Annotated in this window: 11 protein-coding genes; 5 read left to right on the plus strand and 6 right to left on the minus strand. The window is 72.1% G+C overall.

Annotated elements, in window-relative coordinates:
• The first annotated feature begins 425 nt into the window (after positions 1–425).
• The 5 genes from ACGFSC_RS41300 to ACGFSC_RS41320 all read left to right on the plus strand — a co-directional run bounded on the left by ACGFSC_RS41300 (position 426) and on the right by ACGFSC_RS41320 (position 6,079).
• The gene (locus ACGFSC_RS41300) at positions 426–1,157 is read left to right on the plus strand and encodes a response regulator transcription factor (protein ID WP_359915060.1); all 732 of its coding nucleotides are present in this window, start codon (positions 426–428) and stop codon (positions 1,155–1,157) included.
• Between the two features lie 147 nt (positions 1,158–1,304).
• Entirely contained in the window at positions 1,305–2,363 is a 1,059-nt protein-coding gene (locus tag ACGFSC_RS41305) for a LacI family DNA-binding transcriptional regulator (protein WP_359915062.1), read from the plus strand.
• 115 nt (positions 2,364–2,478) lie between these two features.
• Positions 2,479–3,744, plus strand: a complete 1,266-nt coding sequence (locus ACGFSC_RS41310; RefSeq protein WP_359915064.1) for a trypsin-like peptidase domain-containing protein — start codon at positions 2,479–2,481, stop codon at positions 3,742–3,744.
• A gap of 68 nt (positions 3,745–3,812) precedes the next feature.
• The gene (locus ACGFSC_RS41315; RefSeq protein WP_359915066.1) at positions 3,813–4,583 is read left to right on the plus strand and encodes a response regulator transcription factor; all 771 of its coding nucleotides are present in this window, start codon (positions 3,813–3,815) and stop codon (positions 4,581–4,583) included.
• Positions 4,580–6,079, plus strand: coding sequence for a HAMP domain-containing sensor histidine kinase (locus ACGFSC_RS41320; RefSeq protein WP_359915069.1), 1,500 nt, complete (start codon positions 4,580–4,582; stop codon positions 6,077–6,079). The genes ACGFSC_RS41315 and ACGFSC_RS41320 overlap by 4 nt, the downstream gene beginning before the upstream one ends.
• 62 nt (positions 6,080–6,141) lie before the next feature.
• Here the strand turns inward: ACGFSC_RS41320 and ACGFSC_RS41325 are convergent, their stop codons facing one another.
• The 6 genes from ACGFSC_RS41325 to ACGFSC_RS41350 form a co-directional block, all read right to left on the minus strand.
• A complete protein-coding gene (locus ACGFSC_RS41325) occupies positions 6,142–7,941 on the minus strand; it encodes a bifunctional metallophosphatase/5'-nucleotidase (protein WP_359915072.1) in 1,800 nt (599 codons plus the stop codon).
• Between the two features lie 196 nt (positions 7,942–8,137).
• Positions 8,138–9,487 carry an ATP-binding protein gene (locus ACGFSC_RS41330; protein WP_359915075.1) on the minus strand — a complete coding sequence of 450 codons (1,350 nt, stop codon included), beginning with the start codon at positions 9,485–9,487 and terminating at the stop codon, positions 8,138–8,140.
• An 85-nt stretch (positions 9,488–9,572) separates the two neighbouring features.
• Positions 9,573–11,147 (minus strand): SCO6880 family protein, encoded by a 1,575-nt coding sequence (locus ACGFSC_RS41335; RefSeq protein WP_359915077.1) that lies wholly within the window; start codon positions 11,145–11,147, stop codon positions 9,573–9,575.
• 7 nt (positions 11,148–11,154) lie between these two features.
• Positions 11,155–12,390, minus strand: coding sequence for a hypothetical protein (locus ACGFSC_RS41340; protein ID WP_380354397.1), 1,236 nt, complete (start codon positions 12,388–12,390; stop codon positions 11,155–11,157).
• 34 nt (positions 12,391–12,424) lie between these two features.
• Positions 12,425–13,240 (minus strand): hypothetical protein, encoded by an 816-nt coding sequence (locus ACGFSC_RS41345; RefSeq protein WP_359914194.1) that lies wholly within the window; start codon positions 13,238–13,240, stop codon positions 12,425–12,427.
• A 167-nt stretch (positions 13,241–13,407) separates the two neighbouring features.
• On the minus strand, positions 13,408–13,758 hold the full coding sequence (locus tag ACGFSC_RS41350) for a hypothetical protein (RefSeq protein ID WP_359914191.1): 351 nt from the start codon (positions 13,756–13,758) through the stop codon (positions 13,408–13,410).
• Positions 13,759–13,872: the final 114 nt, after the last annotated feature.

Genomic DNA, 13,872 nt, shown 5'->3' on the forward strand with positions numbered 1-13,872 from the left:
CGGTCGGCTATCCTCGACCACCAAGAGGGATCCGGGCAGAGTCGCCCCCGGGTCCTTTTGTGCTTTCAGGACGCCAGTACGGACGTTCTTGCGATTCGTCGGCCCACCCCCGGCGCGCAGCAGGAACCGCCCCGCCTGACGCGGCACAACGACGTGCCCCGGCCGGCCGGGGCACCGCCACCGGCACCGGGCCGCCACCCGGCACCGGACCAGACCGGAGGGTTCGCGGTGATGAACAGGGCAGAAACGGTGCGCCAGGGGTTGCGGGACCCCCGGCCGACCCGCCGTCGCGCCCTGCTCGCCGTCCGCTCCCCCGGTTCGCCGCGGCCGACCGTCGTCCTCCCCTCCCCCTCAGCACGTGCGCCATCCGGCTGTGGCGGCAGCCGTAACGCGACCGCGACGACCCGGAAAGGGGACCACCGGGCATGAGTTCTCTCCTCCTCCTCACCAATGCGCTGCAACCCTCCGCCGAGGTGCTGCCCGCCCTCGGACTGCTGCTCCACAACGTCCGGGTGGCGCCCGCCGAGGGCGCGGCCCTGGTGGACACCCCCAGCGCGGACGTCATCCTGGTCGACGGCCGGCGTGACCTGCCGCAGATCCGCAGCCTCTGCCAGTTGCTGCGCTCCACCGGCATCGGCTGCCCGCTGATCCTGGTGGTGACCGAGGGCGGCCTGGCCGCCGTCACCGCCGAGTGGGGCATCGACGACGTCCTGCTGGACACCGCAGGCCCGGCCGAGGTCGAGGCCCGGCTGCGGCTCGCCCTCGGCCGCCTCCAGGTCGTCACCGACGACAGCCCGATGGAGATCCGCAACGGCGACCTCTCGGTCGACGAGGCCACCTACTCCGCCAAGCTCAAGGGCCGGGCGCTCGACCTCACCTTCAAGGAGTTCGAGCTGATCAAGTACCTCGCGCAGCACCCCGGCCGGGTCTTCACCCGGGCGCAGCTGCTCCAGGAGGTCTGGGGCTACGACTACTTCGGCGGCACCCGGACCGTGGACGTGCACGTCCGGCGGCTGCGCGCCAAGCTCGGCGTGGAGCACGAGCAGCTGATCGGCACCGTGCGCAACGTCGGCTACCGCTTCGTCGTCCCGGAGAAACCCGACAAGGGCGAGCGGCCGGAGCTCGCCCAGCGCCCCGCCACCCCCCTGGACGCCTGAGCCGGGCCCGCCCGGACACCGCTCCGGAGCCGGGCGGGCCGCGCCCCGCCCGGCTTGTCCGGTTCCTCCTGGAGGGGCCCGTCGGCCTGCCGAACAAGGCCCCGGACCCCACTGCCGCCCCGGAGGCCACACGCGTAGACTCCCCCCGTGGCCAAAGTGACGCGCGACGATGTAGCCCGGCTGGCTGGTACCTCGACCGCGGTCGTCAGCTACGTCATCAACAACGGGCCGCGCCCGGTCGCGCCCGCGACCCGGGAGAAGGTCCTCGCGGCGATCGATCAGCTCGGCTACCGGCCGAACAGCGTCGCCCAGGCGATGGCCTCCCGCCGCACCAACCTGATCGGCATGGTCGTCCCGGACGCCCGCCAGCCCTTCTTCGCCGAGATGGCGCACGCCGTGGAACGGGCCGCCTCCGACCGCGGCAAGCTCGTGCTGATCGGCAACTCCGACTACGTGGACGACCGCGAGGTGCACTACGTCCGCGCGTTCCTCGGGATGCGCGTCTCCGGCCTGATCCTGGTCAGCCAGGGCCCCTCGCAGCGCGCCGCCGAGGAGTTCGCCGCGATGGAGGGCGCCAAGGTGGTGCTGCTGCACCGCCGGCCCGAGGCGATCGACGACGTCGCGGTGGTCACCGACGACGTGGCGGGCGCCGAGGCCGTGGTGCGCCACCTGCTGGAGGTGCACGGGCACCCGTACGTGGCCTGCTTCGGCGGCCCGGTCGAGTCCCCCGCCCCCGGCGACCCGGTCATCGACCACGTCGAGGGCTGGCAGCGCGCCATGGACGCGCACGGCATCCCCACCGAGCCGCACCTGATCGACGCGCCCTTCCACCGCTACGGCGCCTACGACGTCGCGCTCGGCCTGCTCCGCTCGCCGGACCGGCCGCGGGCGATCTTCTGCTCCACCGACGACCAGGCGATCGGCGTGCTGCGGGCCGCCCGCGAGGTCGGCCTGCGGGTCCCGGAGGACCTCGCGGTGGCCGGCTTCGACGACGTGCCGGAGGCCGCGCTCGCCGACCCGCCGCTGACCACCGTCGCCTCCGACCGCGACGCGATGGCCCGGGCCGCCGTGGACCTGGTGCTGGACGACTCGCTGATGGTGCCCGGCTCGGACACCGAGCGGGTCCGCACCTTCCCGTCCCGGCTGGTCATCCGCCGCTCCTGCGGCTGCGGCGGCTCCGCCCCGGGCCGATCCGTACCGGAGTAGCCGATTCCGCTCGGCAGGCCGCCTGACCAGGCTTTATGAGAACCCAACGGGCTTCTCTCCCCGTTCTGAGCCGGTTCTCATGCACTCCTCATGCAGCGGGACGAGCTTGGTCGGCATGAGCGAACAGCAGCGGTACCCCGGCGAGCAGTACGGCCCGTACGAGCCCCACGCGTCCCACCCGCAGCACGACCAGTACGGCCAGTACGGCCAGTACGAGCAGTACGGCCCGTACGGCCAGTACGAGCAGCAGGGCCCGGACCGGGCCCCGGAACCCCGGGTGATCGAGGGCACCGTGCTCGGCGCCGGCCGGACCGCCGACGCCCACGGCACCACCGGCCCGGCCGGGTACGGCTACCGCGAGGACCACTCCGGCGGCGTCTTCGACGGCCCGCCGCCGCCCCCGCCCACCCCGCCCGAGCCGCCCACGATCCTCGGGCCGGGCTCCCCCGAGGGCCCCGGCGACCACGGCAACCGGGCCCGGCGCGGACTGCTGCGCGGGCGGCTCGCCCTGGTCACCGCCGTCGCCGCGATCGCCGCCGTCCTCGGCGGGGTCACCGGCGGCCTGGTCGCCGGTGACCGGCAGGGTGCCGACAACCGCGTCGGCACCGTCGCCAGCCCGGTCTCCGCCCGCTCCGACGGCAGCGCCGACGTGGCCGCCATCGCCGCCGCCGTCTCGCCCAGCACCGTCCAGATCACCGTCAAGAACGGCAACGGCACCGCCACCGGCACCGGCGTCGTCCTCGACACCGACGGCCGGATCCTCACCAACTACCACGTGATCGACACCGCGACCGCCGGCGGCCGGATCACCGTCACCTTCAAGGACGGCTCCACCGCCCAGGCCACCGTCACCGGCACCGACAAGGCCCTCGACGTCGCCGTGATCACCGCGACCGGCGCCAAGAACCTCACCCCCGCCGTCCTCGGCGACTCCTCCGCCGTGGCCGTCGGCGACCCGGTCGTCGCCATCGGCAACCCCGACGGACTCACCGGCACCGTCACCTCCGGCATCATCAGCGCCGAGAACCGCGACGTCACCGTCCAGCTCGACGAGGGCAGCACCAGCAACAACGGCGGCTTCGGCCTCCCCTTCCTGCCCGGCGTCCCCGGCCTGCGCGGCACCACCCCGCAGCCCACCGGCGGCAGCAGCACCACCTACAAGGCCTTCCAGACCGACGCCGCGCTCAACCCCGGAAACTCCGGCGGCCCGCTGATCAACGCCAACGGCCAGGTCATCGCCGTCAACTCGGCGATGTACGCGCCCGGCGGCTCCGGCTCCTCCGGCGGCGGCTCGGCCGGCAGCGTCGGCCTCGGCTTCGCCATCCCGATCAACGACATCAAGCAGGTCCTGCCGAAACTCGAAGCCGGCCAGAACCTGTGAGCCACACTCGCTGAGACGGACAATTGCTCCCAGCAGGCCCTCCACCCGACGAGAAAGGGCACCCGCCCATGACCCCGTCCGCCGACGACCGCACCACCGCCGAGGCCGGCCACCCCTCCGCCCGGCTCCTCGTGGTCGACGACGAACCCGCCCTCCGGGACGCCCTGGAGAGCAGCCTCGCCTTCGAGGGGTACGAGGTCGCCACCGCCACCGACGGCTACGAGGCCCTGGAATCCGTCGAACGCGACCGGCCCGACCTCGTCCTGCTGGACATCATGATGCCCCGGATGGACGGCCTCACCGCCGTCCGCCGGATGCGCTCGCGCGGCGACACCGTCCCGGTCCTGATGCTGACCGCCCGCGACGCCGTCGGCGACCGCGTCACCGGCCTCGACGTCGGCGCCGACGACTACCTCGCCAAGCCCTTCGAGCTCGACGAACTGCTCGCCCGCGTCCGCGCCCTGCTGCGCCGCAACGCCCTCGCCGCCGAGGCCGCCGCCCGCGCCGCCGTCGAGGACGAGAGCGAGGTCCTCTCCTTCGCCGACCTGCGGATGAACACCGCCACCCGCGAGGTCACCCGGGCCGGCAAGCCGATCGAGCTCACCCGCACCGAGTTCATGCTGCTGGAGATGTTCCTCGCCCACCCCCGCCAGGTCCTCACCCGCGAACAGATCCTCAAGGCGGTCTGGGGCTTCGACTTCGAGCCCTCCTCCAACTCCCTGGACGTGTACGTGATGTACCTGCGCCGCAAGACCGAGCAGGGCGGCATGCCCCGCCTGATCCAGACCGTGCGCGGCGTCGGCTACGCCCTGCGCCAGGCCGCCGGCACGAGCGCGTGAACAACGTTCCGCCCCCTCCGCTGACCCCTCCGCAGGCCCGGACCCGCACGCCCGACCGCCGACAGCGCCTCCTCCGCTGGTTCCGCTCCCGCTCCCTGCGCAGCCGCCTCATCTTCCTGAGCGCGGCGGCGGTGGCGGTGGCGATCGCGCTGTCGGCACTGGCGTGCTGGTTCATCGTGGAGAAGCAGCTGTACGGGCAGGTGCGGGCCGACCTGGCCGGCGCGACGCTGCCGCCGGGGCCCAGAGTGCCCCTGCTCTGCTACCCGACCCCGGAACAGGCCCTGGCGAACCAGCCGACGAGCCTCACGTCGGAGAACGGCAGCGCGGTGGCCCGGGACACCCAGTTCGTGACGGCCAACCTGACGGCCGTCTGCCTGCCACCGAACGCGACCAAGGCGATCGTGGTCCAGCCCGGTGACTCAGCCGGGTACAGGCTCAAGAACGGCCAGTCGATCATCCGCGACGGCCGTTTCACCGACGGGACTCCGGCAGTCGTCCGGATCTCGCTGACCCGCTCCGCGACGGGGCCGGTCCTGCTGATGGTGGCCACCTCCACCCAGCCCGTCGAGGACTCCCTCCAGGGCCTCGCCATCCTCCTCGGCTCGGTCTCCGTCGGCGGCATCCTGCTCGCCGCCGTGGCCGGCCGCCTGGTCGCCCGCTCCGCCCTGAAGCCCGTCGACCAGCTCACCGACGCCGTCGAGCACATCGCCCGGACCGAGGAGGTCGGCACCACCATCCCGGTCCACGGGGACGACGAGATCGCCCGGCTCTCCACCTCCTTCAACTCGATGAGCACCGCCCTCGCCAACTCCCGCGAGCGGCAGACCCGGCTGATAGCCGACGCCGGGCACGAGCTCCGCACCCCGCTGACCTCCCTGCGCACCAACGTCGACCTGCTGATCCGCAGCAACGACACCGGCCGCCCGCTGCCCGCCGCGACCAAGACCAAGCTGCTCGGCAACATGAAGGCACAGATGCAGGAGCTCACCCTGCTGATCGGCGACCTGCTCCAGCTCTCCCGCCCGGACACGCCGAAGAGCGGCCCGGCCCTCACCGTGGTCGCCCTGCACGAGATCGCCGGACGGGCCGTCGAGCGGGCCGAACTGCGCGGCCCGGGGCTGGTGTTCGAGACCGACACCGAGCCCTGGTACGTGCACGGCGACGCGGCCGGGCTGGAACGCGCGGTGATCAACCTGTTGGACAACGCGGTCAAGTACAGCCCGCCCGGCGGCACCATCGAGGTCCGGCTGCACCAGGGCGTGCTGACCGTCCGCGACCACGGCCCCGGGATCCCTCCGGACGAGCTCCAGTACGTCTTCGACCGGTTCTGGCGCTCGCCCTCCTCACGCCAGCTGCCCGGCTCCGGCCTCGGGCTGTCGATCGTCGCTCAGAGCGTCCGGGAGGCGGGCGGCGAGGTCACCCTCGGTCCGGCGGCCGACGGCGGCCCGGGCGCGCTGGCCACCGTCCGGCTGCCCGGCGGCCCCGCCCCGGAATGACGGGAGGGGCGGGTGGGGCGCCCCGACAGCGCCCCACCCGCCCCTCCCGGGCCGGCTCACGGTCAGTCGATGTCGCTGCCCGGGCCGATGATCTTGATCCGGTCCTGCGCCGGGGCCTGGAGCGGCGAGGCCGCCGAGCTGTGGGCGCTCAGGTAGGTCGCGAAGAGGTCCAGGTCCGAGGCGCCGACCAGCTTGTCGGTGCCGGCCGCGAAGGCCGGGAAGCCGTCGCCGCCGCCGGCCAGGAACTCGTTGGCCGCGACCCGGTAGGTGGCGGCCGGGTCGACCGGGGCGCCGTTCAGCCGGACCGAGTCCAGGACCACCCGGTCCGCGCCGGTCTTGCGCATGTCCAGGGTGTAGTGCAGGTTCGAGGACACCTGGAGGACCTTCGGCGCGGCGGTGTTGGAGCCGCTCACCTGCTGCTGGAGCAGCTGGATCAGCTGGGCGCCGGTCAGCGTCTTGACCTGCATCATGTTGGTGAACGGCTGGACGGTGAACGCCTCGCCGTAGGTCACCACGCCGTCGCCCTCGCCGCCGGAGGCCTTGTAGACCAGGTCGGAGCGGATGCCGCCGGGGTTCATGAAGGCGACCTGCGCGCCGCCCTTGTCGGCCGGGGCGAGCCCGGCGAGCTGCGCGTCGGCGATCACGTCACCGAGCGGCTTCTCCAGGTCGCTGTTGCCGCGGCCGTTGATGTCCGAGGCGATGTAGCCGATCGGACGGTTGGCGATCGGGGCGGCCAGCTTGGAGTAGCGGTCGACCAGCGCCGTCATGTCGGGCGCCTTCTCGACCGTGCGGCGCACCACGTGGTTCTCGGCCTTGACCGAGGGGCGCACGATCTCGCCGGTGGTCTTGTCCAGCTTCATGTCGATCTCGGTGAAGAGCCGGCCGAAGGAGGCGGCACTGGTCACCGAGCGCGGGACGCCGTTGGGGTCGGGGATGCTGCAGGCGTACGCGTTGTGGGTGTGGCCGGTGACGATGGCGCCGACCGCCGGGTCGATCTTCTTGGCGATGTCGACGATCGGGCCGGAGATGCCCTGGCCGGCCGCGCCGCAGTCGTAGTTGTAGACGCTGCTGGCCGGGTACCCGCCCTCGTGGATCAGCGCGACGATCGAGTTGACGCCCTTGGCCTTGAGCTCGGCGGCGTACTTGTTGATCGTGGTGACCTCGTTGGCGAACTTCAGGCCCTTGACGCCCTCGGCGGTCACGATGTTCGGCGTGCCCTCCAGGGTGACGCCGATGAAGCCGACCTTCACGCCCTGGGACTTGGTGATCCAGTACGGGGCCAGCAGCGGCTTGCCGGTCTTCTCGTCGGTGACGTTGGCCGACAGGTAGTTGAAGTTGGCGCCCTTGAAGGTGCGGCCGGGCTCGTAGCAGCCGTCGGTCGGGTGGCAGCCGCCGTCCTGCATGCGGCGCAGCTCCTGCGCGCCCTCGTCGAACTCGTGGTTGCCCACGGAGGTGACGTCCAGGCCGAGCTTGTCCATCGCCTCGATGGTCGGCTCGTCGTGGAAGAGCGCCGAGGTGAGCGGGCTGGCGCCGATGATGTCGCCGGCCGCGACGGTGATCGAGTCGTCGGCCGGGATGCGCGCCTTGCGCAGCTCGGTGGCCAGGTACTCGATGCCGCCGGCCGGGGTGGCGACCTCCTTGCCGGTGGCCGGGTCGATCTCCTTGATCGTGCCGGACGAACCGGCCGGGGGCTCCAGGTTGCCGTGGAAGTCGTTGATCGCCAGCAGCTGGAGGTTGACGGTCTTGTGGCGCTTGGCGTCGGCATCGGCGGCCTGGGCGGCCGTCGGCACGACCACCGTGCCGAACAGACCTGCGGCGGCGACGACGGCGAGCGCCGTCCGTCGGGATCTGACGGTGAGCATGAAGGGTTCCCCTGCACCTTGGAAGGAGCACCGGCTGTGGACAGCATCGGCGTTCGAACATGTGTTGCGACTGCGAAGCCTAGGGTCAACGCGCGTAGCTGTCAGGACGTCGAACGTAACGAGAGGATTACCTACTGACGAACCGTCGCCGTCCGCCGGATGCGGAGACCGTGCAGAAGAGCCCCGACGACCCCGCTCAGACTCCCGGCTCGGAAGCCAACTGCCGTTCCGCACGCACCCGTTCGGCCACCGCGTCCTCGGTCATCGCGCGGTCGGTGTAGACCAGCGGACGCTCGGCCTCGGTGATGATGTGCTTGACCACCTGGACGTTGCCGTTGACGTCCCAGACCGCGATGCCCGGCGACAGGGTGGGGATGATCTCCACCGCCCAGCGCGGCAGGCCCAGCACCCGGCCGGTGGCCCGCGCCTCCTCGGCCTTCTGCATGTAGATCGTCCGGGTGGAGGCCATCTTCAGGATCGCCGAGGCCTCCTTCGCGGCCGCGCCGTCCACCACGTCGGACAGGTGGTGCACCACCGCCACGAAGGACAGGCCGAGCCGGCGGCCGAACTTCAGCAGCCGCTGGAACAGCTGGGCCACGAAGGGGCTGTTGATGATGTGCCAGGCCTCCTCGACCAGGAAGATGCGCTTCTTCCGGTCCGGCCTGATCCAGGTGTGCTCCAGCCACACCCCGACGATCGCCATCAGGATCGGCATCGCGATCGAGTTGCGGTCGATGTGCGAGAGGTCGAAGACGATCAGCGGCGCGTCCAGGTCGATGCCGTCGGTGGTCGACCCGTCGAACATGCCGCGCAGGTCACCGTCGACCAGCCGGTCCAGCACCAGCGCCACGTCCAGGCCCCAGGACTGCACCTCGTCCACCGCCACGCCCAGCGACTCCACCGAGGACAGCTCGGGGCTGCGCAGGGTGTCGATGATGTCGTTCAGCACCGGCTGGCGGTCCTGCACCGAGGCCACCACATGGGCGTGCGCGGCCTTCAGCGCGAAGCCCGCCCGCTCCTCCAGCCCGCGCCCCATCGCCACCTCGACGATGGTGCGCAGCAGCGACAGCTGGCCGGTCTGGGTGATCGCCGGGTCCAGCGGATTGAGCTTCACCCCGCCGTCCCGGGCCGCCATCGGGTCCAGCCGGACCGGCTTTATGCCCAGCGCGTTGGCGATCAGGTTCCACTCGCCCACGCCGTCCTCGCCCTGCGCGTCCAGCACCACGACCTGGCGGTCACGGAACCTCAGCTGCCGCAGCACGTACGTCTTCTCCAGCGCCGACTTGCCGTTGCCGGACTCCCCGAGCACCAGCCAGTGCGGGGCGGGCAGCTGCTGCCCGTACAGCTGGAAGGGGTCGTACACGTACCCCTTGCCGCTGTACACCTCGCGGCCGATGATCACACCCGAGTCCCCCAGCCCCGGGGCGGCGGTGGGCAGGTAGACGGCCTGCGCCTGGCCGGTGGAGGTGCGCACCGGCAGGCGGGTGGTCTCCACCTTGCCGAACATCAGGCTGGTGAACGCATCGGTGAGGTTGCCGAGCGCCATGGGCGGTCTCCTGACGGGTCAGCGGTGGACGGACGTGCGGGTGCGCGGGTTGCGGGTGCGCGGGTGCGCGGGTCGGCCGGTGCGCTCAGCGGCGGATGCCGGTGGCGAACGGGAGGGTGTTGACGAAGGCCCGGTGGTGCTCGCGGTCGCACCACTCCAGCTTGAGGTAGCTCTTGCCGGCCGAGGCCCGGATGGTCCGCTTGTCGCGGGCCAGCGCGTCGGGGTTGCGCGAGGAGACCGTGATGTAGCCGACCAGGTTCACCCCGGCCGCGCCGGAGGCCAGGTCGTCGCCGCGCTGGTCCACCCGGCCGGTGTGGGCCAGGTCGCGCGGGTCCACCGTGCGGTTCATCTTGGCCGCACGGCTGGCCTCGGCCTCGTCGTTGGTCTTCTCGGTCAGCATCCGCTCGATCGCGACGTCGGTGGGCTCCAGGTCCATCGTCACCGCCACCGTCCGGATCACGTCCGGGGTGTGCACCAGCAGCGGCGCCAGGAAGTTGACGCCCACCGGGGTGAGCGGCCACTCCTTGATCCACGCGGTGGCGTGGCACCACGGCTCCCGGGTCGCCGACTCCCGGGTCTTCGCCTGCAGGTACTGCGGCTGGGTCGCGTCCAGCTCGGCCGGCCAGGCGTTGCGCCGGGACATCGCCTGGATGTGGTCGATCGGGTGGTCCGGGTCGTACATCGAGTGCAGCAGCGAGGACAGCCGGGCCTGGCCCAGCGGCTGGCGCACCCGGATGTCCGCCTCGGCCAGCCGGGCGCAGATGTCCGTCAGCTCGCGCGCCATCACGGCCGCCAGCCCCTCGTCGTCCCGCGCCCGCCGCCCGGTGGCCGTCCGGCCCATCGCGTGCGCCTCGGCCGCCAGGTCACGGGTGTAGTGCATGCAGGCCACCAGGTACGCCCGGTGCTGCTCCGAGGAGGTCGACACCATCGACTGGAGCTGGTCGTACGAGTCCTGCAGCCAGCGCGGCGAGGACGGGTCACCGCGCCGCTCGACGTCCTTGGCGTGCGCGTCCGGGTCCGCCGGCAGGGTCCGGGCCAGGATCTGCAACCGGGTCACGAAACCGTCCCCGTTGGCGACGTGCTTCAGCAGCGTCCCGAACCGGTCGACCAGGGCCTCCTGGTCCTCCGAGTCGCGCAGACCGACGCCCGGGCCCTCGATCTCGATCGCGGCCGTCACCGTACGCCGCTCCAGGTGCATCAGCACCCCGACCTCGTCCGGCCCGAACGGCGCCGCCAGCCAGCGCAGCCGCCCCACCCCGGGCGGCGGGCCCACCTCCACCTCCCGGCCGTCCAGCCGGGTGCCGGCGTCCATCACGTCCGAACGCCACACCGCCCGCCCGCTGCGGACCGTCCGACGGTAGGTGCGGTTGATCTCCACCCACTTGTAGAACGTCCTCTTGCGGTACGGCACGTACACCGCCGCGATGGCGAGCGCCGGCAGACCGACCAGACCACCGATCCGCAGCGGCAGGACCGGCATCAGCAGGCCCCAGAGCATGCCGAGGAAGGCCCCGAAGATGATCAGCACGATCTCGCCGGACTCCCGGTTCCGGCCGATCGGCGCGTTCGGGCGGGCCTTGCCGATCAGGTAGGTGCGGCGCTGGTGCACGTACGGCTGGGCGTACTGGGCACCGTACTGGCCGAGCGGTTCACTGCTCACTTACCCGTCACCCTCCCTTCGCTGGATTGCTGTCGCGGATCGGAACCGGGGCCTGCGGCGGCCCGCCCTGCGGCGGCGGGGCCGGCGTCCGGCCCGCGTGGGCGGCGATGCCCGGCGCGACCGAACCGCCGCCCGCACCCCCGCCACCCGTGCCGGCCCCCTGCGGACCGCGGTCGCCGTGGGTGGTGATGCCCTGCTTCATCAGGTTCGCGGTGCCGTTGATCATCGCCGAACCGGCCTGCACGGCGTTGGCCCGGGCCCCGCGCATGTTCAGCAGCTCGTCGCCGAAACCCGGCACGAAGCGGTACACCGCGGCACTCGCGAAGATCGACAGGAACAGGATCGCCAACCCGGACAGCACCCGGGCGAAATCGTCGTCGGCCCCGGACCCCGTCGCCACCGCCCCCGCCAGGCCCAGGATGACCACGATGATCGGCTTCGCCAGATCCACCGCCAGCATCACGCCCGCCCAGCGCCGCACGTGCTTCCACAGCTGCCGGTCCACCAGCCCCGCGTACACCGCCGTCCCCAGCAGCGCGCCGACGTACAGCATCGCCGCCCGGATCAGCAGCTCGATCCAGAGCACCGCCGCCGCCAGCACCGCGACCAGCGACACGATCACCAGGATCAGCGGACCGCCGCCCACGTCACCCTTCTCCAGCGTGTCGGCGAACCCGCCCAGGTACGACCCGGTGTCCGTCTTCGTCCCGACCGCTATCGCCTTGGTCAGCCCGTCCGTCACGCTCACCACGGTGAACAGGATCAACGGCGTGAACGCGGACGCCACCACCGTCAGCCACAGGAAGCCGATCGCCTCCGAGAACGCCGTCGTCAACGGCGCCCCCCGCACCGCCCGCTTCGCCACCGCCAGCAGCCACAGCACCAGCGTGATCACCGTCGACACGGCGAACACCACGGCGTACTGCTGCAGGAACGACGCATTGGTGAAGTCCACCTGCGTCGTCCCGTCGATCGCCCCCGACAACTTCCGCACCACCCACGCCGCGGCCTGCGCACAGCTCTTGGCCAACGACCCGAGGGGGTCGGTCACGGCCCCGACGGTGCCGCTCCCGGGGATGACGACTGCTCCCCCCGGGGCACAGCCCGCATCACTGCCGGGGATCGGAAGATCGACCTTCTGACAGGTCGGAGTGGCCGTCGGCGAAGGCTCTGCGAACACCCGTTGGGCCGCCGACAGTGCCGCCACCTGCAAGGTGGCCAGCACACCGGCGAGGGTGCCCACACGGCGCCGTGTGCCGGAACGGCGTGAGGTCTGGTCAACGCGCAAAACGGAACCCCCCGAACTGCTGGACGGCGCCGGTGATCTCATCGGCGGTGGCGGCCTGCTGGTCTGCGGGCACCGGCGCGGGGCCCTGCCTGCTGGTGTAGTCGGTGAGCTTCCAGTCGCTGCCCGTCCAGTGCAGCGAGAGCGTGAGGGTGAACCAGTTGGTGGTCACCGGCTGGACGGAGCGTTCGCCGGCGAGGCCGGTGAGGCCGGTGCACCACACCTCGACCACGGCGTCGCCCTCGCTGTAGCCCGTCGATTTGGTGCCGACCGGGACGGTGCGGCTGACGAAGGTGAGGCCCTTGGGCGCGCGGCCCTGGGCGTCGAGGCCGTAGCGGGTGGCGGTGTCGCCGCCGAAGCCCTGGTCCAGCCGGCTCTGGAGCCCGGCAAGGGCGCCCGGGTCGGTGATGGTGGCGACGATGCCGTGCCGGCTGTCGGTGCGGAACATATCCGCGGAGCCGATCGCCACCGCGTAGTTGGTGGCGGCCGACTGGGCGCCCGGTTCGGTGTGCGGGTAGCCGGTCGGGATGCCGTTGACGGTGGTGCCGGCGGGCTGGTCGCCGCTGGGGGCGGGGCCGGCGCCGGTGCCGGAGCCGGCGCGGTCGGCGGAGGAGCCGTCGCTGCCGGTACCGGTGCCGGGTGCGACGCGGTTGGCGACGGCGATGGCCACGACGAGCAGGGTGACGACGGCCAGGACGGCCAGCAGGGCGCGCAGCGGGCGGGTCTGACGGTGGTTCGACGGGGGGGAGGACTGTTCGCCGACCGGCAGGCGCGTACGGGTGCGCGGCTGGTCGTCGGACAACGGCACGGCGGCCCTCCTGGTGCGGGGAGCCGGGGCGGCTCCGGGGGCCCTCCGTCCGGGGGCGGGCGCGGACGGGGGGTGGGAACGGGGGTGGATTCCTGGCGGGTCGGCTGTCGGAGGGGGTCCGGGCGGGGGCCCGGTCTCAGGCAGGTCGGACTACTGCTGTCCGATCGTCAGATCGCCATGCCGTAGACAATGGTGAACAGGGTGCCCAGTGATCCGATGATGAACACGCCGGTAAGTCCGGCGACGATCAGTCCCTTGCCCTGTTCGGCGCCGAAGCTGTCGCGCATCGCGGTCGCACCGATCCGCTGCTTGGCCGCGCCCCAGACCGCGATGCCGAGGCAGAGGAGGATGGCGACGGCCATGATGACCTCGACCATCACCCGCGCCTCCGACCCGAGGGTCGCGAACGGCCCCCAGTCCGGGGCGATTCCGCCGATGATGGTGTCGATGTTCGGCTTCTTGGGGGGGTCCTCGGCCAGGTGGCCGACCGCATTGGTGTGCACGCTGCTCAGGTTCATTTCCATCTCACCGCCCGATCAGGCAAATTCAAGGGCCCGGACCCGGCCCGCGCGAAGGGTCGGTACCTATTCTTGGCCAGATCTGATGTCGACTTGGCTACTTCTCGCGAATCG

It is taken from the genome of Kitasatospora sp. NPDC048715 (assembly GCF_043198905.1).
In the GTDB taxonomy this organism is placed as follows: domain Bacteria; phylum Actinomycetota; class Actinomycetes; order Streptomycetales; family Streptomycetaceae; genus Kitasatospora; species Kitasatospora lactacystinica.